Source organism: Paenibacillus sp. FSL H8-0168 (assembly GCF_038592955.1).
GTDB classification, from domain to species: domain Bacteria; phylum Bacillota; class Bacilli; order Paenibacillales; family Paenibacillaceae; genus Paenibacillus; species Paenibacillus polymyxa_B.
On sequence record NZ_CP151948.1, the window covers coordinates 2528593 to 2549113 of the forward strand.

Sequence of the window (20521 nt, forward strand, 5' to 3'; positions counted from 1 at the left end):
TTCTAATCAGCCTTGTTGTAATTTAGGGCAACACAACCACTTTCTCTTTGCAGGACGCAACAAATTTTCCATATTGAATACAAGTTTCTAATGAATCATTTGGCTCCATAGGCCACCATCGTATGGCTCCCCTGGGAGCTTTGGAGGCATAGGTTTCGATTTCTGATGGAATTCGACCTACAACCACAATTTCAATCTCCCTAAAGTTGTTTTCAATGCCCTTTTGGAGTGTCTTAATTAATTGGGTATGCTCTATTTCAGGGCAGGGATGGGGGATAGGGAACAATATCGAGAATCTTGAAGTATCTTCTTGAATAACATGAGCAGATTTCCGGGCGGGATCATCCGTAGAAGTCTCCCAAATACGACGATAAGGCAATAGCTCTGGTAAATCGAGCTCTTTCAATCTCATTTGGATCCTTTGAAAATAGCATCTATATAGTTCCCTTACAAGAACCTGAATCTGCTTATTTCTGAGAAATGTAGTGTTATTTCCATGTTCGTTACGATATTGGATATATATCAAATCGGGGATGTTTACAAATTTAGTACAAAGAAACGTCCGGACCAGCATATCGTAATCATCTGCTACCAGTAGTTCATTGCGATGGCCTCCGATCAGATGGTAACAGTCCCTCGTCCACGCACGGGGATGATTGGGTAAACCGACCAAATGTCGAATGGTTTTGCCATTAATGGTCGTATGTTTTTGTACATTTTGCCATCTGTTCATTTCATGCAGCCAGACTCGATAATGAACACTGTAGCCAAAGCCACAATCCCAGCCATACCAATGTGCATGATTGCTCCCTGCATACACTTCAGCACAATCCCCATAAACAAAGCCACAGTCAGGGTTTTGTTGAAATGCTTTGACGATTTTCTCCAGGCAGTCAGGAGTTAGCTCATCATCATGATCGACTTCTACCAAAATTTCCCCTGTACATAGACCTGCTGCAAACCTTTTGATAGCCCCTATATAACCATTGCGGGAATCCTGGCGATATCTCCGCACACGGTGATCCTCTAAAGGGAGTAAATACTCCTTGTACGTTTCATCTTCATCACCGGAATCATCCACGATTACCCATTCCCAGTTCTTGTAGGTCTGCTTCAATAAAGATTGATAAGGTCGTTGAATTTTTTCCTTTGATCTGTAGCTGGCAGTAAAGACGGATATTAAAGGTGTGTTTGAAGAAAAATGTGTTGGAGGAATCGTTCTATTCTCCGGCAGAGGATCTGTTGCCTTAAGCCAGCAGAAAAATAAATGCATAGGTTGAATTTCGTTTGGTGATTGGAAGTGCAACCAGCATTTTTTTTCGTGACCAGGCAACGCTTTTAGTGCTGAAAATTCTCCCCACTCTTCTCCGATCGAGACGTAAACCCGAGGCTTTTGGAGGCTATTGTCTATAAGTGGCTGCTCAGCCTCATACAAGTTTATTGTAATGTGACTTTCTTCCAATCTATCTATCAATTCTTTTACATGATCCTTTAAAACCTTCTTCGATACAAATAAATGAGTTGTCAGTAGCGGAGTGAAATTCAATGACATGATCATTCCCCTTTACCAGTTTCGAACACCAACGAGAGGGAGGTGCCGTTTAGACGTAAGTTATTATTTTTATTGAAACAACCATTTTCCTGGCATCATTTTATTTCCCAATAGTATATATGTATGTGTATGTGTTCGGGGATGTGAGGAAAATGCCAGCCCATATGAACATAGCGAATAAACCGTTTGAAACCTCCGACGTAAACACCTAAGCATAAAAGAAAGGTGGAGTAAGTGTGGAATGCCCATTAGTAAGTGTAGTTATACCTGCATATAACCGGCCGCATACACTAAAAATCGCCATCGACAGTGTATTGGAACAAACTTACCCGAACATCGAAATTATTATCTGTGATGACAGTACAACGAATGAAGTACAAGAAATGATTGATTCTTATTTAGATTCTTTTCCCCAAATTAAATATTATAAAAATGATAAAAATCTTTTTCTTGGAAATTGGCATAAATGTTTTGATTTGGCGTCAGGTGAATATATCAATTACTTGATGGATGACGACATGTTTCATAAAGAAAAAATAGCAAGGATGCTCTATTTTTTTGAAAATTTCGAAAACATCACACTGGTTACCTCGTATCGGCAAACCATGAATGAATCAGGGGCTATTCTCCCACCGCTCTATGCAACGGAAAAGTTATACGAAGAAACAAGGATAATGGACGGAAGAATGTTGGCAAACGTTGCATTAACTCGTTGTTTAAATGTGATTGGTGAACCTACAACAGTGTTTTTCAAAAAAACAGATCTTATCGAACGGTTTGGAGTTTATAAAGGAAAACAGTATTCTCTTCTTAATGATTTAGCTTCCTGGTTGAACTTACTATCCAAAGGAAAAGCAGTTTATATTCCTGAAGCGCTAAGCTATTTTCGAATACATCCCAATCAAAATAATCAAACGCTTGGTCAAAATGCATTCACGGAATGGTTAGATATTATGATTGCCTCAAGAGATGATGGATTTCTTGATACTGACGATTTGTTTAAAACTGCACTTCATTCTTATCATGAACGTATAAAAGGCCGTCCACAATTTGTTGCAGATATCAAGCGAATTGAAATGATATTAAAAACATTGGAATCCTAAACTTGCTCATCCCATGTGCAAAGGAGGCTGGCTTATGTTTGAAATTCCCTTCTTACGACCTAGTTTAGTAAAAAAGGAACGATTTATTGCCAATTTCGAGAAAATAGAAGAGACGCGGATTTACTCCAATTATGGCCCCTTAAATAACCTGTTTGAAGAGCGAGTCATTGCGCAAATGTTTGATGGAATCGGTTCGGCTGTGACCGTTAGTAACGCTACCATCGGCTTGATTTTGGCGATCGCTCACAGCAAGCGACCACAGGGCAAATATGCAGTTATGCCAAGTTTTACTTTTGCTGCCACCCCACTTGCTGCTGAGTGGTGCGGGTTAGAACCTTACTTCCTTGACATTGAACCGGAGAATTGGCAAATGAACAGGGAGCAGTTAGAGCAGACAGTCAAGCTGCTGGGAGATGAGATTGCGGTAATCGTTCCTTATGCCACTTTTGGCACAGCCATTGATTTATCCGTATACAATAAGCTGCAGGAGCAGGGAATTCCGGTAGTCATTGATGCTGCTGCCAGCTTTGGAACGATAACACCCGAGGAAGCCACCCATTTTGGTAAAGGCTTTGGAGGATCTGTAGTATTCAGCTTTCATGCCACCAAATCTTTTGGTATCGGAGAGGGTGGATTGGTATACAGTTTGGACCAGGATCTCATTAAGCGAATTCGTCAGGCGGGGAATTTCGGTTTCTCCAGCAGCAGGGAGTCTGTCACCCAAGGTCTTAACAGTAAAATATCCGAGTATACCGCTGCTATCGCTTTAGCCACTCTTGATCATTTCAAGACTGTACGGGAGAATAGAAGGACTATCTACGAATATTATCTTCAAGAACTGCTCCAAGCAGACTTATTAGAACGAGGATGGTCTATACAAAAAACGCAAGGATCGGTTGTTCATCAATTTATCCCTATTCTTAGTCCAGATTCACACACGAATCAAGAGGTCGTTAAGTTATTAGCCTCTAATTCAATAGAAGCCAGAACCTATTTTTCTCCGGCGTGCCATCAGCAAAAACAATTCCAAAGTTATCTCCATTCTACTCTTCATGTTACCGAGCATATTGCCAAACATATTGTCAGCCTGCCCTTGTGGGAGGAGCTGGACGAGATGATCGTTCGAAGAATTGTGAACGTTCTAGGGAACTTGGGAAGAAAGGCAAGCGGATGAGAAAAATCGTTATCTGGGGATCGGGCGGACATGCGAGGGAAGTCAACTGGTTATGTGAAGAGCTGGGAGTTCATGTGACAGGTTTTTTAGACGAACGGCCTGAGACGAAAGGGCAGATCGTAAATGGCGTTCCTGTACTGGGAACGTTGAATGACATTGAAGCATTAAAATATGAGGTGGAGCTGATATGTGCGGGGGTGGGTGACCCGGCATTAAAGAAGCGATTCGTTCATCATACAATTCAAGCGGGATTTCGTATCGCAGCTCCGCTAATACATCCCCGTGTTCGCTTGTCTCGAAGAAACACCATTGGAGAAGGAAGCATGATCTTTGAAGGGGCTATCCTGACGGACAATATTAAAATCAGACAGCATGTAATTATCAATCGGAGTGTTAACGTGAGTCATGATGCGGTTATTGGCGATTATGTAACCATAGCCCCCGGCGTGAATCTGGCAGGTAACGTAACCATAGATGAAGGAGCCTATATCGGGGTCGGTGCCTCGGTACGAGAGAAATGTCACATCGGCTGTTGGTCTATGATAGGTGGAGGTGCCTTTGTTAAAGATGATATACCCAGCTTTACCATGGCTGCAGGTGTACCAGCAGTCGTTAAAAAACGACTTGATATGCCCTAAGCCTCCTTCCTTTGAACCAGAGCGCAATCAAATTCGTAGCAATATGCTTGGTAATGAAGTGATTTACCTGTCAAAAGGCCGTACCGGAAAAGGTCCTTATACCTGATCTGGCACGGCCTTATTATATTTTAAGCTAGACAAATATATTCCTTTTTAAGATGGATAAAATTAAAATTTATTTTTGATTATTTTTGTATTAATCATTTTCAAATCAAAACAAAAGTGTTATAGTCTCCATAAACAAAGAATAACCACTGTAATAAAGCATTTCAAAACTAAAACTAAACTTGGAGGTCTTTTTCCTATGGTACAAAGTCTGTGGATTTCTTCACAAGCATCTGAGCAGAAAAGCATGCTGGAACAGCTCGTATACCGTTCTAACCTGATTGGCACAGATAGGAGTGTGTGCAACTGGGGAGGCGGTAACACTTCGGCCAAAACGACGATACCAGATTTTCGCGGGCGTGAAGTAGAAGTGATGTACGTTAAGGGCAGCGGTTCCGATCTCGCAACGATGAAAGTGCATAACTTCACAGGGCTTCGTATGGAGGATATTCGTCCTTTATTTGAAAGGGAAGATATGTCTGACGAGGATATGGTCGCATATTTGGCGAACTGTATGATAGATGCCAAGCATCCACGGGCTTCAATTGAGACGCTATTGCATGCTTTTCTGCCTTTTACACATGTCGATCATACACACCCAGACGCGATTATTAGCTTGTGCTGTGCGCACAACGGTAAGGAAATTGCTAAGGAAATTTTCGGTGACCGTTTTGTATGGGTGCCTTATATCCGTCCTGGCTTTAAGCTGTCGAAAATGATTGCCCAAGGTGTAATCGATCATCCACAAGCTGAATTGGTATTGATGGAAAAGCATGGTCTGGTTACGTGGGGAGACACATCCGAAGCGGCTTATGCGAAAACAATCGAAATCATTCAAGAAGCAGAAAGCTATATTAAAGCTCGTCAAGAGGAAAAGCAGGCGTTTGGAGGCGTAAAATATAAAGCGCTTACTTCTGAAGAGCGCCGAAGCATTGCGTCCCAAGTTATGCCATCCGTCCGGGGTGCAGTCAGTGATGAGAAAAAGATGATCCTCACCTTTGATGACGCGGAGGATGTGTTGAAGTTTGTGAACGGCCGAGATTCTGCTGTTTTATCCCAGGTTGGGGCAGCATGCCCGGATCATCTGGTTCATACCAAGATGAAGCCACTCTATGTAAATTGGACACCGAATGTGGAGGACGTAGAGGGCTTGAAAGTTAAGCTCGCTGAGGGTATAGCGGCCTATAAGGAACAGTATCAAGCTTATTTCGAGGGCAATCGGCATGAGGGAGATGTTATGTTTGAGGCTGCGCCACGTGTAATTTTGATTCCGGGTATTGGTATGATCAACACAGGAAAAAGCTGGAGCAACGCGCAGGTAAGCGGTGCCTTGTATCATCGTGCTATTGCTGTCATGCGAGGAGCAACGGCGTTAGGAGAGTTTGTTTCGCTGAGTGAGAACGAGTCATATAACGTGGAATATTGGCCGCTGGAGCTTTATAAGCTGTCACTCGCACCAGCAGAAGCTGAATTTTCCCGTAAAATTGCGTTCATTACAGGCGGTGCGGGCGGAATTGGCAGTGCAACCGCACGTCGTTTGGTGGATGAAGGTGCACATGTCGTACTGGCAGACCTGAACCTGGAAGGCGCACAAAAGGTAGCCACAGAGATAAATAGCAGCTACGGAGAAAACCGAGCCATCGCCGTAAAAATGGATGTGACGCAGGAGGAGCAAATTCAGGCTGCCTATGCAGAAACAGCATTGAACTATGGCGGTGTAGATATCATCGTCAACAATGCAGGCCTTGCTACATCCAGTCCATTCGATGAAACATCATTAAAGGAATGGAATTTAAATGTAAATGTGCTGGGAACAGGTTATTTTCTGGTTGCACGAGAAGCGTTCAAGCTCATGAAGGAGCAGACACTTGGCGGCAGCATGGTATTCGTCGGCTCTAAAAACTCAGTCTACGCAGGCAAAAATGTAACGGCCTATAGCTCGGTCAAGGCGCTGGAAGCACATTTAGCCCGTTGTATTGCCGCAGAAGGCGGTGAATATGGCATCCGCGTGAACACCATTTTGCCGGATGCCATTCTGCAAGGCTCGGCAATCTGGAACTCCAATTGGCGCAACGAGCGCGCTACCGCCTACGGCATCGAGCCCGACCAGCTGGAGGAGCATTACCGCAAACGGACGACGCTGCTGGTCAACATTTACCCGCAGGATATCGCCGAGGGCATTGCCTTTTTCGCCTCATCCAAGGCAGAGAAAACGACAGGCTGTATGCTGACCATCGACGGTGGCGTCCCCGCAGCATTTACACGCTAGCCGAATTAAAACGAACCTATGTAAGCCACATGACGATAGTTTCGAAGGGTTGTAAAACACTTTGGAAAACACGTAAATAAGCAATGTAACGTATTTACGTGTTCTCATCCTTTATATACACACTAACACTTTAAAATAGAAGTGACTTTATGGATGGTCAGCAGCGGAGCGGGCGGAATTGTTCTGAAGAAACGAAGTGTTCGCCTTTGCAACGGGATTTTAACCATATCATGTGTTATAAAATGAAAAATCCCGTTGCAACAGCGATCGGAAGAACAATCCGCACGCGAAGCGGCCTCCCGTAACTCGCTTTATTTTCCAAGGAGGAACTACGATGAGTGACAAAGCGTACGCCTTATTCGAGGAGCAACAGCAACAACGAGGCATTGACCTGGAACAAGTAAAGGCAAAGTTGAAAGCGCTTAGCATAGAAACACCATCCTGGGGATATGGCGACTCAGGTACACGGTTTAAAGTCTTTCAGAAAACAGGTGTGCCGCGTGATCCATTCGAAAAGTTGGAGGATGCCGCGCAGGTTCATGCTGTGACAGGCTTATGTCCATCCGTTGCGATCCACATTCCGTGGGATACAGTAGATAATTACGGCAAGCTTCGCAGTCATGCCGAAAGCCTCGGTCTGCGGATTGGGGCAGTGAATCCCAATCTGTTTCAAGACGAGGACTACATGCTCGGCAGTGTCACCAATGTAGACCCGGTCATCCGCCGCAAAGCCATCAACCATTTGCTGGAATGTGTGGATATTGCGAAGGAAACGGGCTCTAACGATTTTAGCTTATGGTTCGCAGACGGAACGAATTATCCCGGTCAGGGGGATATTCGCAAACGGAAAAATTGGATGCTGGAAGCGCTCAGTGAAATGTATAAGGCGCTCACACCTGACATGCGCATGCTGATTGAATACAAGGCGTTCGAGCCAGCCTTTTATCATACGGATATTGCCGATTGGGGCATGGCGTACAATTACGCAACCAAGCTGGGGCCGCAGGCACAGGTGCTGGTGGATACAGGGCATCATCTGCCGGGAGCCAACGTGGAGCATATTGTCGCATTTCTAATTGATGAGCAGCGACTAGGTGGGTTTCATTTTAATAGCTATAAATATGCAGATGATGATCTGATTGTAGGTTCAGCCAATCCGTATGAGTTATTTTTGATCTTTTTTCAAATTTTAAATGCCGCTCAGGATATAGAAGCTGATATCCGCCAAACCGTAGATAAAATCGCGTATTTGATCGATCAGTCGCACAATATTGAACCCAAAATCCCGGCCATGATTCGCTCCGTGTTGAATGTGCAGACTCAATACGCAAAGGCACTCTTGATTAATCATGCAGAGGTGGAAGATGCAGCAAACCGCCAGGATGTGCTGGGTGCAGAGGATGCTGTACGCCAGGCGTTTGAGTTTGATGTGGCACCATTGCTCAGAGCGATCCGTGAAGAGCAGGGATTACCTACAGACCCGATGAAAGCCTACTTAGCGTCTGAGTATGGCACGCAGATTTTGCAAAGAGGCAAGGGTGGTGCAAGCTGGTGAGTATCCTCGCTTATGATTTGGGGGCAAGCAGTGGCAGGGTTCTACTCGGAGAATTGACAGATTCACGTATAGTGGTGGAGGAAATCCATCGCTTTTCGAATGATCCGGTCAAGGTTGGGGAACGTCTGCACTGGGATCTGTTGCGTCTGTATCACGAGGTTCAGCAAGGATTGCTCAAAGCCAAGCATATGGGAGTGAATCCGTCCAGTCTTGCGATTGACTCCTGGGCGGTCGATTTTGGATTAATTGGGGAAACCGGAGAATTATTGGGGAACCCTTATCATTATCGGGATTGGCACACCCATGGGGTGATGGAAGAAATACAGGGACGGCTGGGAAAAGAGTTCATTTTTCAGCGTACAGGCATTCAGTTTTTGACGTTTAATACGATTTATCAGCTGGCTGCTATGCGAAATGCGAGTTCTCCGTTGTTGGAGCAGGCAAAGCATTTCTTGATGATTCCAGATTTGCTGCGGTATTTTCTGACAGGTGAAATGTACAATGAGTTTTCGAATGCGACCAGCACGCAATTATATAATCCGTTGCAGCAAAAATGGGATGAAGAGCTTTTGTCTGGAATCAACATCCCCTGTTCCTGGTTTGGTGAGGTGCTGGAGCCAGGAAATGTTGCAGGAACTATCCGCTCGTCGGTCATGACTGATCTGGGCATTGGAGCGATTCCTGTGATTGCAGTAGCAGAGCACGATACGGGATCTGCTGTGGCTGCCGTGCCTGCCCTGGAGCGCTCGTTTGCGTACTTGAGCTGCGGAACATGGTCCCTGATGGGAACGGAAACGGCACAGCCTGTAATCAATGACAATACGCTTCGTTTTAATTTTACGAACGAAGGTGGGGTCGGTCGAACTTACAGACTGCTTAAAAACATTATGGGCTTGTGGATTTTACAGGAGGCGCGCAGAGAGTGGGAGCGGCAGGGAAGCTCCTATTCCTTCCCCGAACTGGTTCATATGGCAGAACAGGCTCCAGCATTCACTTCTTTGATTGACCCGGACGATGAACTGTTTCTGCATGCCGGGGATATGAAAACACGTATTCGCCAATATTGCCGTAACACCGGGCAGCCATTGCCCGAGACGCCGGGAGAGATTACGCGCTGTATTTTGGAGAGTCTGGCGTTAAAGTATCGTTACATTTTGGAGCTTACGGAACGGGTCTCAGGACAACGGTTTAATGGTTTGCATATGGTCGGAGGAGGGATTCAAAATCGCTTGCTGTGCCAATGGACGGCCAATTCGATTCAAAAACCAGTGTGGGCGGGACCTGCAGAAGCGAGCGCAATCGGCAATCTTGCGGTACAATGGATGACACAGGGAAAGTTCGCCGATATATGGGAAGCACGCCGGGTCATCGCGGATTCTATTTCCGTGGAGGAATATGAACCTGCCGAGTCAGAAGCGTGGGAGGATGCCTACGGGCAATTCCGGCGGGTGGCGGGACTTTTTGTACATTAAAGATGTGGAGTGAGATTGCCATGCTGGTCGCAGAAAGATATGAGATGATTGTGCAGCTCGTTAATGAAAAAGGAAGCATACGGGTGTCCGAATTGAGTGAGTTGTGCAAAGTAACGGAGGAAACGATCCGCCGTGATCTGGACCGCCTGGAGCAGGCGGGGCGACTGCGCCGTTCGCATGGGGGAGCGGTCAGTGTCAAAAACGAGCAGCCTGAAACGCCCTATGCGGTACGGGAAATTATGAACGCAGAGGAAAAGCGTAGGATTGCCGAAGAAGCGGTCAAGCAGATTCAGCCGAATGATCGTATTTTGCTGGATGCTAGCACAACCGCCTGGTATATGGCGTCAAGCTTACCGGATATTCCTTTGACAATATTAACAAATTCGATTCGGGTAGCTACAGAGCTGTCGGGTAAGGAAAAAATCGAGGTCATTTCGACGGGGGGGCAGTTGCTTCAACGCTCGCTGTCATTTGTAGGCCCGCTCGCAGAGCGTTCACTAGAAACCTATTATGTGGATAAATTGTTTTTCTCCAGCCAAGGGGTTCATCTGGATCGCGGTATTAGCGAATCGAATGAACTGCAAGCTCGTTTGAAGCAGAAAATGGTCAGCATTGCAGACCGTGTGATTTTACTGGCGGATGCGAGCAAATTTGGGCAGCAGGCGTTTACGCATGTCGTGAGCCTGTCGCAAGTGTCCGAGATCATTACAGATTCACGGTTGTCGGACCCGATTCGCAGTCAACTTGCGGAGCTGGCGATTCCAGTTACGGTTGTATAAAGCGGGGAGTTTCCAAGGTGAAGGCCGCTTTGCGTTTCATTTGATCTTACAATCGCTGTTGCAGGGGAATTCTTTGATGATGTAAAAAAGTTATAAATGAGAATCCCCCTGCAAGCTTCTAAATTATCACTTCCCCGGATTTTTAGCATTGAGTAAAAAAATCTGGGGGCAACAGCGATGGGAAGCACCATCCGACTGCGCAGTGGCACTAAAGGTAACTTTTCAGTTATAAAGTAATAGCAATTCCATGGACGGAAGGGGTGTTCCGTATGAAGGTATCTTTATTTATTACCTGTCTGAGTGATGCGATTTATCCCAAGGTGGGGGAAGCGATGGCACGCTTGCTTGCCAGATATGGTGTTCAGCTGGATTTTCCGAAGGTGCAGACATGCTGCGGACAGCCGTCCTATAACAGCGGGTATTGGGATGAAACGAGGGCTGCAGCCAAAACGATTTTGAAAGCGTTTAACGACAGCGATTTTGTCGTATCCCCCTCCGGTTCCTGCACATATATGATTCATCATTACCCGGAGTTGTTTAAGGATGAGCCCGAATGGCTCGATTCGGCACGGAGACTTGAGCAAAAGACGTACGAGTTTACGCAATTTATGGTGCAGGTGCTGGGCGTGACCGATGTGGGCGCGTCTTTTCCGCATAAGGTAACCTACCATCCGTCTTGCCATGGCACACGTTTGCTCGGCGTGAAGGAGGAACCGATGAAGCTGCTTGGCAGTGTAAAGGGGCTGCAATTAGTACCACTTCCCTTTGCTGAGGACTGCTGTGGCTTTGGCGGGACTTTCGCGGTGAAAATGCCGGATATTTCGGGAGCGATGGTGACTGAAAAAGTGGACCACATCAGGGAGACCGAAGCCGAGGTACTGGTCGGACTAGATATGGCCTGCTTGATGAACATTGCCGGAAATCTTCGGTATCGGGAGGAGCCAGTTCGGGTCATGCATCTGGCTGAGCTGCTGTACGAAGGGGTGAAGCACGCATGACCGCCGTACATTCACATTCCATGAACCAAAAGGTTAAGAAACGCGCAGAGCTGGCTCTCAATGATGATTTTCTGCGGAATGCAGTTCGTTTCACTACAGATCGGCTGCGCAACGGTAAGCGGGTGGCCTCAGAGCAGCACGGAAATTGGGAGGAATGGCGTGAGCGCGGGCGCCAAATTCGTCTTCATACCATTGCCCATCTGGACTATTACTTAAATCTATTTGTAGAAAATGCCCGTGCCAACGGGGTGCATATCCATTTTGCCGACACAGCAGCCGATGCCGTACGTATTACACTGGATATTGCTGCGCATAGCCAAGCTCGTTCCGTCGTCAAATCCAAGTCGATGGTGTCGGAGGAGCTGCATTTGAATCAGGCGCTGGAGGGTGCGGATATCGAGACGATTGAAAGTGACCTCGGTGAATATATTATTCAACTGGCAGGAGAGCCCCCGTCTCATATCGTCATTCCGGCGATTCACAAAAACCGCTATCAGATTGCCGAGCTGTTATCCAAAGAAGCAGGGGAGAAACTGTCCGCGGATACGACGATTTTGGCAGGCTTTGTCCGCAAAAAGCTGCGTGAAAAGTTTCTGGAAGCGGATATTGGCATGACCGGGTGTAATTTTGCCATCGCCGAGACAGGCTCTATGGTTCTGTTTGAAAATGAAGGCAACGCACGAATGGTATCCACTTTGCCCAAAACGCAAATTACGCTGATGGGCATGGAACGGATTATTCCATCTTGGACGGATTTGGAGGTCATGGCTACATTACTGCCACGATCCGCTACCGGACAGAAGCTGACCATGTACATGTCCGGTATTTCAGGCCCTCGGCGCAGCCAAGATGCCGATGGGCCTGACGAAATGCACATCATCATCGTAGATAACGGACGTTCACTACAGCTAGGCAATCCCGAGTTTCAAGAGCTGTTGAATTGCATTCGCTGCGGGGCTTGCCTGAATGCCTGTCCGGTGTACCGACACATTGGCGGACACGCGTATGGTGGGACATATAGTGGCCCTATCGGTGCAGTGCTTACGCCTGCCCTTCATGGCAACATCGAAGAGTGGAACGATATTGCGAGTGCATCCAGTCTGTGTGGTGCGTGTTATGAAGCCTGTCCGGTCAAAATACCGCTGCATGATATGCTGGTATATTTGCGTAGACGTAATGTAGAGGCGGGACAAGGAGATAAGCTGGAAACAGTAGGAATGAAAGGTTTTGCGACCGTGGTTTCCAGCTCGAAGCGATTCGCAGCGGCGATTCGGCTAGGGCAGATTGCTCAGAAAGCGGTCGTTCGTAAGGGCGAAATTACCCTAAAGCTGGGCCCCCTAAAGGGATGGAATACGTACCGTGTGGCTCCCTCTTTGGCGAAAAAATCCTTCCGTCAGCAATGGAACACGCTGGAGCATAAGCTGGAGCAGGAACGCAATGTGATGCAGCCGGATGTTCTCAGTCGAATGGAGAAGATTTTGGCAGATAGAAGTAAAGGAGGGACGCAGCATGAGTGAACAGAGTAATCCTTCTGCGCAAGCAAAAGCGGCCCATGAAACGTGGCTTCATCAAATGGAAGCAGAATCCCGTGCCAAGCAGGTACGCTTTATGGACGACATCGCGACGCGGCTCAAGCGTCCACGACAAACGGAACCGCCAGTTCAGCCGTTTCGCGGGGCACCTGCATTTTGGCACGAATTCGAATGGAGCGCGGAGCGGCGCATCGAGGAGTTCACCGCCAACTTTACAAGTGTTGGCGGGCATGTCGTGCGTCTGCCGGATTTGGAGCAGACCGCAGACTGGATCGCGCTCAAAGCGCGAGAGCTGGGAGCGGCCTATATCGTCCGGCAGAATGAGCCGGATCTGGATGCGCTCCAGCTGGAATCGGCGCTGCCGGAAGTCCGTTTATCGGTGTGGAACACCGATCCAGTCGAGGACTGGAAGGCCCGCGCTGCCGAGGCGGATATTGGCATCGTCATCGCCGACGAAGCGGCTGCTTACACCGGTTCGGTAGCGGTGCTATCTTCGCCGGAGAAAGGCCGTGCGGTAAGCCTTTTGCCAACCGCACTGATCATTCTTTTGCCAGTAGAGCGCTTGCGAACACGACTGGGCGAGATTCTAAGCCGCTTTGACGAAATCGGGCGTGAGAAACTGCCCGCAGGCATTCATTTTATTACTGGGCCGAGCCGCTCGTCGGATATTGAAAATGATTTGACGATTGGTGTCCATGGACCCGGCATCGTCTATACGTTGTTAGTGGTCTAGCGTGTAGACCGCCTAACGAGCATGATACAGGGGAAAACGGGTTTCAAAATCTGTTTGTCTGCGATTACTCCTAACCGAAATGCGGCCATCGTGCAGCTCAGTAATACTTTTTGTAATCGCAAGGCCTAGCCCGGTGCCTCCAGTTTCCTTGGAGCGTGATTTGTCCACCCGGTAAAACCGCTCAAACAAGTGCGGGACATCTTCCACAGGAATTGGGGTGCCGTAGTTGGTGCAGATTACCACCGCCTCGTCGTCTTCGCGTCCTATGGTGATATCGAGGCGTTTGCCGTCTTTTCCGTACCGAATAGCGTTAGAAAATAAATTTTCATACAGGCGTACCAGCTCGTCTGTATCGGCTAGAATCCGAACAGGCTCGACGATTCGGACACGGTAGGACATGTCCGCCTGTTCCAGCGAGGGTACAAATTCCTCAGCAAGCTGAGTGAGCAATTTGCCGAGATCTACAGGCTCCAGCTCCAGTGGCAGACTGCCACCGCTCACACGCGTGTATTCAAACAGCTCGTCGATCAGCTTTTTAAGCGTCAATGACTTTTCATAAGCAATGTTCACATAATATCGCAGCTCAATTTCATCCCGATAGCGGTCGGTTTCAATATATTCCAAAAAACCGATCACGGATGTTAGCGGGGTACGAAGATCATGAGATACGCCGGTGATCAGGTCGTTTTTGGCTTTGGCGGAAGCCCGTTCTTCTTCCAGTGAGAGACGGAGCTTGTCCGCCATGGTGTTCATATTTTTCGCCAAGGTACCCAGCTCGTCCGCTGAAGAAACAGGAATCGTATAGGACAGATCTCCATCAGCAAACTCCTGCATCCCCGTCGTAATTTCGCGAAGGTAGCCAATCGTATTTTTGGTAAAAAGGAAAAAGAAATAGATATATGTAGGTAGCCCGCCCACCAGCATGATCAGTGGGGACCCGATGTGATTTACGGTCCAGCGAACCAGACGGGTGCCAAAAAATGAACGGGAAGGGTTCAGCCATAGCAGCAAAGATGCTCCATAATAAAACACCATCAAAATCAGTCCGGTTAGAGCGAAAGCGGCAAGGCTAAGGGCTGCCAGCTTCCATCCCAACGTGTCATATCGTTTTGCCTTCAAGACGTGAATCCTCCATTAATCGAATTTTTCCATTTTGTAGCCGATGCCCCAAACCGTTTTCAGGTATTTGGGTTTTCTCGGATCAGTCTCAATTTTCTCGCGAATTTTACGCACATGAACCATCAGCGTGTTGTTGGATTCCAGGTATTGCTCTTTCCACACTTTTTCATAGATCTGTTCCATGCTCAGTACTTGACCACGATTACGGGCCAACAGCTCGACAATGGCAAATTCGCGCGGGGTCAGCTTAATGGATTCTCCGGCGAGAGTGATCTCATGCGTAGCAGAATTAATGGTGAGTTCGTCCAGTATCATTTCATGCTCCAATGCAGGGGACGAGTGGGTATATTTCCGTACTCTGCGCAGCTGAGATTTGATGCGTGCCACCAGCTCCAACGGGCTGAACGGCTTAGTGACATAATCATCGGCTCCAACGCTAAGTCCTGTGATTTTGTTGCATCAGCTTAATAATCTCAGGCTCATCGTCTACTAATAAAATGGTTCCGTTATGCATGGTTGTGCACCCTTTCTGTTCTTTCCAGCAGTAAACAATATGGGCGTATTATATACCTTTTTAAAGATGGAGGCTATGGACACTCATCTCAGTTCGCTTGCTTGAGGTCGTCGCCTTTGGATAGTGCTGTTTCAGTTGAAGAAATACGGTTGTCTTGCTTGAATTGTCTTTTTTCTATTTCTGCTAGTTGACCGAACAAGATCCAAGCAAATGGTAGGAAACGGGAGATGATCGACACGACGAGCCAAGAGCAAAGAAGTGCAAAGAAAAAACCTCCGGCATACCACACATGAATAAGCTGGGGAGAACCGATATGTGGTGAAAACTGCCGATACAGGAGCAGGAAGAACGGATGAACCAGATACACACCAAACGACAGTGTGCCCAGACGTTCCAGTTTGCGAGTGACAAAGGAATGTTGCCGTCTGTACATTAAAAAGGAAATCTGTAAAATTACCAGCGTGCTAGACAGGCTGTACATATTATACATAAGTTCAAAAACTAGCGAATTGTACGAGATTCCGTACATTCTATTTTCGTACCACATATAGACATGCATGGTGGCTGAAATCAGCCATAAAGCCCAAATTGCGATCCATGTCAGCACGCCGGCAACACTTCGTTCCCCCTTACGCATCAGAAACCACGTTTTCAGCTGTGGGTAGTAGTAACCGAGAGCAGCACCCAGCATGTAGCAGGCTATATAAGACAGTGCCCAACTGCCCTTATTTTGAACCTGAAATAGAAATTTATTGCCAATTACAAATGACCACTGTACCAATAGCCCAAGGACAATAGACCATTGTGGAAGTTGCCGACAACGCTGGAACAGCCACAGTACGAATGGAAATGCGAGATAGAATTGCATCATGATAAAAATATAATATAAATGAGTATACGCTTTACCTGTGGTCAGCTTTAGAGCAAAGCTTTTCGCAAGCGTAGCTATATTCCATGGTTCGGAGCTGCCAGCCATAAGGGACAGAATGAAATAAAACAGAGAGAACATGACATAAGGTAAGAGGATGTACAGCAATCTCTGCTTATAAAAGCGGCTCAAGAGCTGTCGTCCCATCGGACGATCCTTGTAGTTGTAGAACAGCACCATGCTGCTAAGCGCAATAAATACGGGGGTTCCATACTTCATCAACACATTGAGCGCATTGTATACAACATAAAGACTGGAATTTGTAAGCTGAACCGTTGCATAAGAAGTGGCATGTACCATCAAGACGGCTAAAATCGCCATGGCTCTGACCAGCTGCAATTCGGGAATTTTTTCTTTGGTCTTAGGCTTCATAAGCTTCATTTCCTTTCAGGAGTGAACTGTATCTTGTTGAACTCTTTCTATTAAAAGATAAAGTTCTTAACAACCTGAAAGGGAATGGCTTAAGAAACGCTTATGAATTTCTTAACTTTTGTTAAGAATTGAGGATTTTGCAAAAATCCCATAAGCGACTTCCAGTGAACAAGATATAGATCGACTATATCTTGCACTTCGGAGCGACTGGAATCGAATTTTGCAAAATCCTGAATTAAAAAGAACTTCCATAGCCTCAAAATGAGTGGCATGGAAGTTCTTTTTTATACTCATACTCATGTTCATTCGTTATTTGCAGCGTTTGATAGGTGCGCGTCTAATTTGTCCACGAATGGCACCGTTCGGATGACGGATCGTGTGGACATTGACGTAGGCATTACCCTCTCTAATTTGGCACACCAAATCATAAATGGTTCTGCCTCTGAGCGGACCGGTAAGATCACATGCACGGAGCACACCGCTAACGACGCCTCTTCTAACGGTTATCCCAAACTTCGAAGGACCAAACAGTGTAGCAACAACAGGGCCATTTTCACCTCTTTGTCCCAGATGAATATGCGCTTCGGTTACCCGTGAGATATTGCGTACAGTCAGTTCAAAGCTTAATTGTTGGCTCGTTGGACGGTAACGAAATTCGGCTGTTCCTGTCGCATTTGTTCTGACAGGAGGCACTTCATTAGCCCCCCTTAAGGTGGCTCTAAACTTATTAGACATGACATCCCTCCTTTCCCAGTGTTGGTTTAGTGTATTCACAGGGCCAGGGAAAGGGCTGCACATTAGCCTATTCATCCAAAGTTGTGTGTTTTACAAGTTATTCAGTCCAAGCACAAAACAAACTTTTTCATAGTCTATGAGTATCTGGTAGAGAGAGGAGGGGAAACCATGGGAACATTTATTGATGGAAGAACATCTCAAAATGCCTCATTTGCAAACTCTATTGCCATTCCGATCACCGTTTTGAATACGCCTCAGTTGTTTGGGCAGATCGGATTAAACACACTGGGAGCTACAGGTACGGCACGGGTTCTGCTTAAAGGAACCATATCAGTCCTACTTCCGCTTGCTTTAGTCGGAATTACGATCACTATTGTAAGAGGTACCCTGGTCACTGACCCTGTTGTTTATTCGGCTACGTCTACTTTTAGTTTGAGTTTATTAGCTCCACAGGTTATTGCGTTCTCAGCAGATGATTTCAATCCGCCTATTACGCCACAACTGGTGTATACCGCTTTTGTTTCTTCGAACCTGCTGGGTACAGTACGAGTAGGCCCAGAGAGCTTTGACGGTATTCTGGTTGCGGATTAATGCAGTAATTTTGAATTAACGAAATTTTGATTCATATAGCTTCGCAGTTGTATCTGCGAAGCTTTTTTGTGTATATGCACAAGTTTTAGCTTAACGAATAAACTACTTTTCTTTTGCATAAGAATTACATAGGCATAACCCTGCAACAATGGGTAGAATTTTATGTATACGCTTACAAAAAAGTGAAATGTCCTTTGCTTCATACAATTAAAAATTTGGAGGAGGAATGAAAAATGAAGTGGAAAAAAGGATTGACTGGTATGCTTTTAGCAGCTTTTTTATGTGGTGCACCAGTTGTGGGCATAGCTACCCCGGCACATGCATCCGCTGGCGAGTACAAGTTTGATTTTGGTGGAGGTACGGTCGAAACGGGTTATACTGGAGTGAGCGCTTCGCTGTCCTATGACTCAGCACGTGGCTATGGCTTTCGTACCCCTGAGAATATGCGTAATGTCAGTGCTTCGGGGACTGGAGTGGCAAGCGATGCGGTACGGTTCCTGGCTACAGGTACGAAAAGCGAGAATACTTTTGACGTTGATCTTCCTCCTGGTTTGTATGAGGTGTCGGTTACTTTAGGAGATACCTCTCGTTCGAGTATTGCGGCTGAAGGGGTATATCAGGTCATTAATATGACAGGGAATGGGGCCAAGGATCGCTTTCAAATTCCAGTGACAGACGGACAGCTAAATCTGCTGGTTACTGAAGGCAAAGAGGGCGCGGTCTTCACACTCAGTGCATTGGAAATCAAGCAATTATCTAGCAATCCGGTTACGAATCGAACGGTTTATATCGGTGGAGATTCTACGGTTTGTAACTATTATCCGCTAGATAGCAGCGTGCAGGCGGGATGGGGTCAACTGCTGCCAGAGTTTGTGAACACGAATACTTTTCAAATTCGCAATATGGCGTCAGGAGGCCAAATTGCTAGAGGCTTCCACCAGGACGGTCAGTTGGAGGCCATCGTCCAATATATCAAGCCGGGGGATTATTTTATTCTCCAATTGGGCATTAATGACACCAATCCAAAGCATAACGAAAGCGAAGCGGAGTTTAAGGACTGGATGCGGGATATGATCCGGCAGGTTAAGACCAAGGGGGCGACGGTAATCCTGTCAACTCCGCAAGGACGAGCCACTGACTTTAATGCTAACCATGTACACAACGCAGAAAACAGATGGTATAGAAGCGCTATTTTGGCGCTGGCTCAAGAGGAACAAACGCCTTTAGTCGATCTGAATGTTCTTAGCTCAGCTTATTTCACTTCTATTGGTAAAGACGCTACACTGGCCTTGTATATGAATGGCGATACACTCCATCCAAACTATGAAGGTGCAAGGGAACTGGCCCGATTGGTAGCACAGGATTTAAAAAGGCAGGGTCTGAGCGGATTCTAAATTTAAACGATGGGTTTTCCCCTGCTTCTTGCATTCGTAGGAGCAGGGGTTTTTAGCCTCTGTTCAGGGTGCTATAATTATTGAAAAAGCAATAGTAATACGGAGGAATTAGAACATGCAGCCTTTCACTGCCCGTGTGCTTCAAATTATACTGTTGATCCCTGAGGGAAAAGTAATGACTTACGGTCAAATTGCGGCAGAGGCCGGAAGCCCAAGAGGTGCCAGGCAGGTGGTGCGAATTTTGCATACATTGAGCCAAAAACACCGACTTCCTTGGCATAGAGTAGTCAACCGCTTGGGGGAGATTGCTTTGCAGGAGGATGAGTCCGCATCCCTGCAGCGTCTGTATTTAGAGGAGGAAGGCATACATTTTAATGAAAGCGGGCGTATTCCACTAGATCAATATCTCTATGATCCTCAGGTGGAGATGGAAGAATAGGAATGGAACAAGCTATGCGGTTATATATTGGGTTTGATCATCACAAAGATCCGGGACAAATCAATTATCGATTTGTCCCGGATCTTTTTATCTAGCATACGAAGCAGATAACTAGAGGTACTCTGTTATTTATAACATAAGATTCACTTGTCATTTTATCCGATAAGATGCTGCTGATCCCGTTGAGCAAGGTGAAAAGAAATGCTGTTCATCAGCGGTATATCGTTATTTTTCCGGGCTTCCCGGATTAGTTGTTTCTTTTTTTGTTCTGATTCACGTAAAAAGCGGGTCATCCACAAATCAGACGGTTCGTTAGTGGTTGTCATGCGAGATTCTTTTATCATCTATTAACCCTCCCAGTGAGCGGCTGTTATTCTTTCTCTAGTATATGTTCCAAACCTTAATAGATGCTGTTGGTTTCCTTAAAATTAGCTGAAAATTAGGTAAAGTTCAGGTGAAAATAGCTTGAATCAATGTCTCATTGGACGAAAAGTAGTATAAAGCGAGTAATCAGGAAGT

General features: G+C 46.3%; 18 protein-coding genes and 1 pseudogene. 13 read left to right on the top strand and 6 right to left on the bottom strand.

What is annotated here, in order from left to right:
• Positions 1-22: 22 nt before the first annotated feature.
• Positions 23-1552 (bottom strand): glycosyltransferase, encoded by a 1530-nt coding sequence (locus MHI21_RS11880; RefSeq protein WP_342420059.1) that lies wholly within the window; start codon positions 1550-1552, stop codon positions 23-25.
• Positions 1553-1788: 236 nt separating this feature from the next.
• Between MHI21_RS11880 and MHI21_RS11885 the strand changes: the two genes are divergently transcribed.
• The 10 genes from MHI21_RS11885 (at position 1789) to MHI21_RS11930 (ending at position 13910) form a co-directional block, all read left to right on the top strand.
• A complete protein-coding gene (locus MHI21_RS11885; RefSeq protein WP_342420060.1) occupies positions 1789-2655 on the top strand; it encodes a glycosyltransferase family 2 protein in 867 nt (288 codons plus the stop codon).
• A 34-nt stretch (positions 2656-2689) separates the two neighbouring features.
• Complete coding sequence (locus tag MHI21_RS11890) at positions 2690-3829, top strand: aminotransferase class I/II-fold pyridoxal phosphate-dependent enzyme (RefSeq protein ID WP_342420061.1); 1140 nt, start codon at positions 2690-2692, stop codon at positions 3827-3829.
• Positions 3826-4467 carry an acetyltransferase gene (locus MHI21_RS11895; RefSeq protein ID WP_341161587.1) on the top strand — a complete coding sequence of 214 codons (642 nt, stop codon included), beginning with the start codon at positions 3826-3828 and terminating at the stop codon, positions 4465-4467. The genes MHI21_RS11890 and MHI21_RS11895 overlap by 4 nt, the downstream gene beginning before the upstream one ends.
• Positions 4468-4771: 304 nt before the next feature.
• Entirely contained in the window at positions 4772-6841 is a 2070-nt protein-coding gene (locus MHI21_RS11900; RefSeq protein WP_342420062.1) for a bifunctional aldolase/short-chain dehydrogenase, read from the top strand.
• A gap of 334 nt (positions 6842-7175) precedes the next feature.
• Positions 7176-8396, top strand: coding sequence for an L-rhamnose isomerase (gene rhaI, locus MHI21_RS11905; protein ID WP_342420063.1), 1221 nt, complete (start codon positions 7176-7178; stop codon positions 8394-8396).
• Complete coding sequence (rhaB, locus tag MHI21_RS11910; RefSeq protein ID WP_342420064.1) at positions 8393-9868, top strand: rhamnulokinase; 1476 nt, start codon at positions 8393-8395, stop codon at positions 9866-9868. Before rhaI ends, rhaB begins: the two co-directional genes overlap by 4 nt.
• 20 nt (positions 9869-9888) lie before the next feature.
• Complete coding sequence (locus MHI21_RS11915; RefSeq protein WP_341161583.1) at positions 9889-10647, top strand: DeoR/GlpR family DNA-binding transcription regulator; 759 nt, start codon at positions 9889-9891, stop codon at positions 10645-10647.
• 269 nt (positions 10648-10916) lie between these two features.
• Positions 10917-11645 carry a (Fe-S)-binding protein gene (locus MHI21_RS11920; protein WP_254329771.1) on the top strand — a complete coding sequence of 243 codons (729 nt, stop codon included), beginning with the start codon at positions 10917-10919 and terminating at the stop codon, positions 11643-11645.
• On the top strand, positions 11642-13162 hold the full coding sequence (locus tag MHI21_RS11925; protein WP_342420065.1) for a LutB/LldF family L-lactate oxidation iron-sulfur protein: 1521 nt from the start codon (positions 11642-11644) through the stop codon (positions 13160-13162). The genes MHI21_RS11920 and MHI21_RS11925 overlap by 4 nt, the downstream gene beginning before the upstream one ends.
• Entirely contained in the window at positions 13155-13910 is a 756-nt protein-coding gene (locus MHI21_RS11930) for a lactate utilization protein (RefSeq protein WP_342420066.1), read from the top strand. Before MHI21_RS11925 ends, MHI21_RS11930 begins: the two co-directional genes overlap by 8 nt.
• A 12-nt stretch (positions 13911-13922) precedes the next feature.
• Here the strand turns inward: MHI21_RS11930 and MHI21_RS11935 are convergent, their stop codons facing one another.
• The 4 genes and pseudogenes from MHI21_RS11935 to MHI21_RS11950 all read right to left on the bottom strand — a co-directional run bounded on the left by MHI21_RS11935 (position 13923) and on the right by MHI21_RS11950 (position 17578).
• On the bottom strand, positions 13923-15029 hold the full coding sequence (locus MHI21_RS11935) for a HAMP domain-containing sensor histidine kinase (protein ID WP_342420067.1): 1107 nt from the start codon (positions 15027-15029) through the stop codon (positions 13923-13925).
• Between the two features lie 15 nt (positions 15030-15044).
• Positions 15045-15485: pseudogene (locus tag MHI21_RS11940) on the bottom strand (response regulator transcription factor); the annotation flags it as partial.
• 146 nt (positions 15486-15631) lie between these two features.
• On the bottom strand, positions 15632-16843 hold the full coding sequence (locus MHI21_RS11945; RefSeq protein WP_342420068.1) for an acyltransferase: 1212 nt from the start codon (positions 16841-16843) through the stop codon (positions 15632-15634).
• 309 nt (positions 16844-17152) lie between these two features.
• Positions 17153-17578, bottom strand: a complete 426-nt coding sequence (locus tag MHI21_RS11950; protein WP_342420069.1) for a CHRD domain-containing protein — start codon at positions 17576-17578, stop codon at positions 17153-17155.
• Positions 17579-17746: 168 nt separating this feature from the next.
• On the opposite strand from MHI21_RS11950, the gene MHI21_RS11955 reads away from it, so the two are divergent.
• The 3 genes from MHI21_RS11955 to MHI21_RS11965 all read left to right on the top strand — a co-directional run bounded on the left by MHI21_RS11955 (position 17747) and on the right by MHI21_RS11965 (position 20002).
• Positions 17747-18169 (top strand): hypothetical protein, encoded by a 423-nt coding sequence (locus tag MHI21_RS11955; RefSeq protein WP_342420070.1) that lies wholly within the window; start codon positions 17747-17749, stop codon positions 18167-18169.
• A gap of 233 nt (positions 18170-18402) precedes the next feature.
• Complete coding sequence (locus MHI21_RS11960) at positions 18403-19563, top strand: GDSL-type esterase/lipase family protein (protein WP_342420071.1); 1161 nt, start codon at positions 18403-18405, stop codon at positions 19561-19563.
• Positions 19564-19678: 115 nt separating this feature from the next.
• On the top strand, positions 19679-20002 hold the full coding sequence (locus tag MHI21_RS11965; RefSeq protein WP_341161577.1) for an MGMT family protein: 324 nt from the start codon (positions 19679-19681) through the stop codon (positions 20000-20002).
• A gap of 155 nt (positions 20003-20157) precedes the next feature.
• On the opposite strand, the gene MHI21_RS11970 is transcribed toward MHI21_RS11965, so the two are convergent.
• Positions 20158-20346: a hypothetical protein gene (locus MHI21_RS11970; protein ID WP_013370989.1), complete on the bottom strand. Its 189-nt coding sequence runs from the start codon at positions 20344-20346 to the stop codon at positions 20158-20160.
• Between the last annotated feature and the right edge of the window lie 175 nt (positions 20347-20521).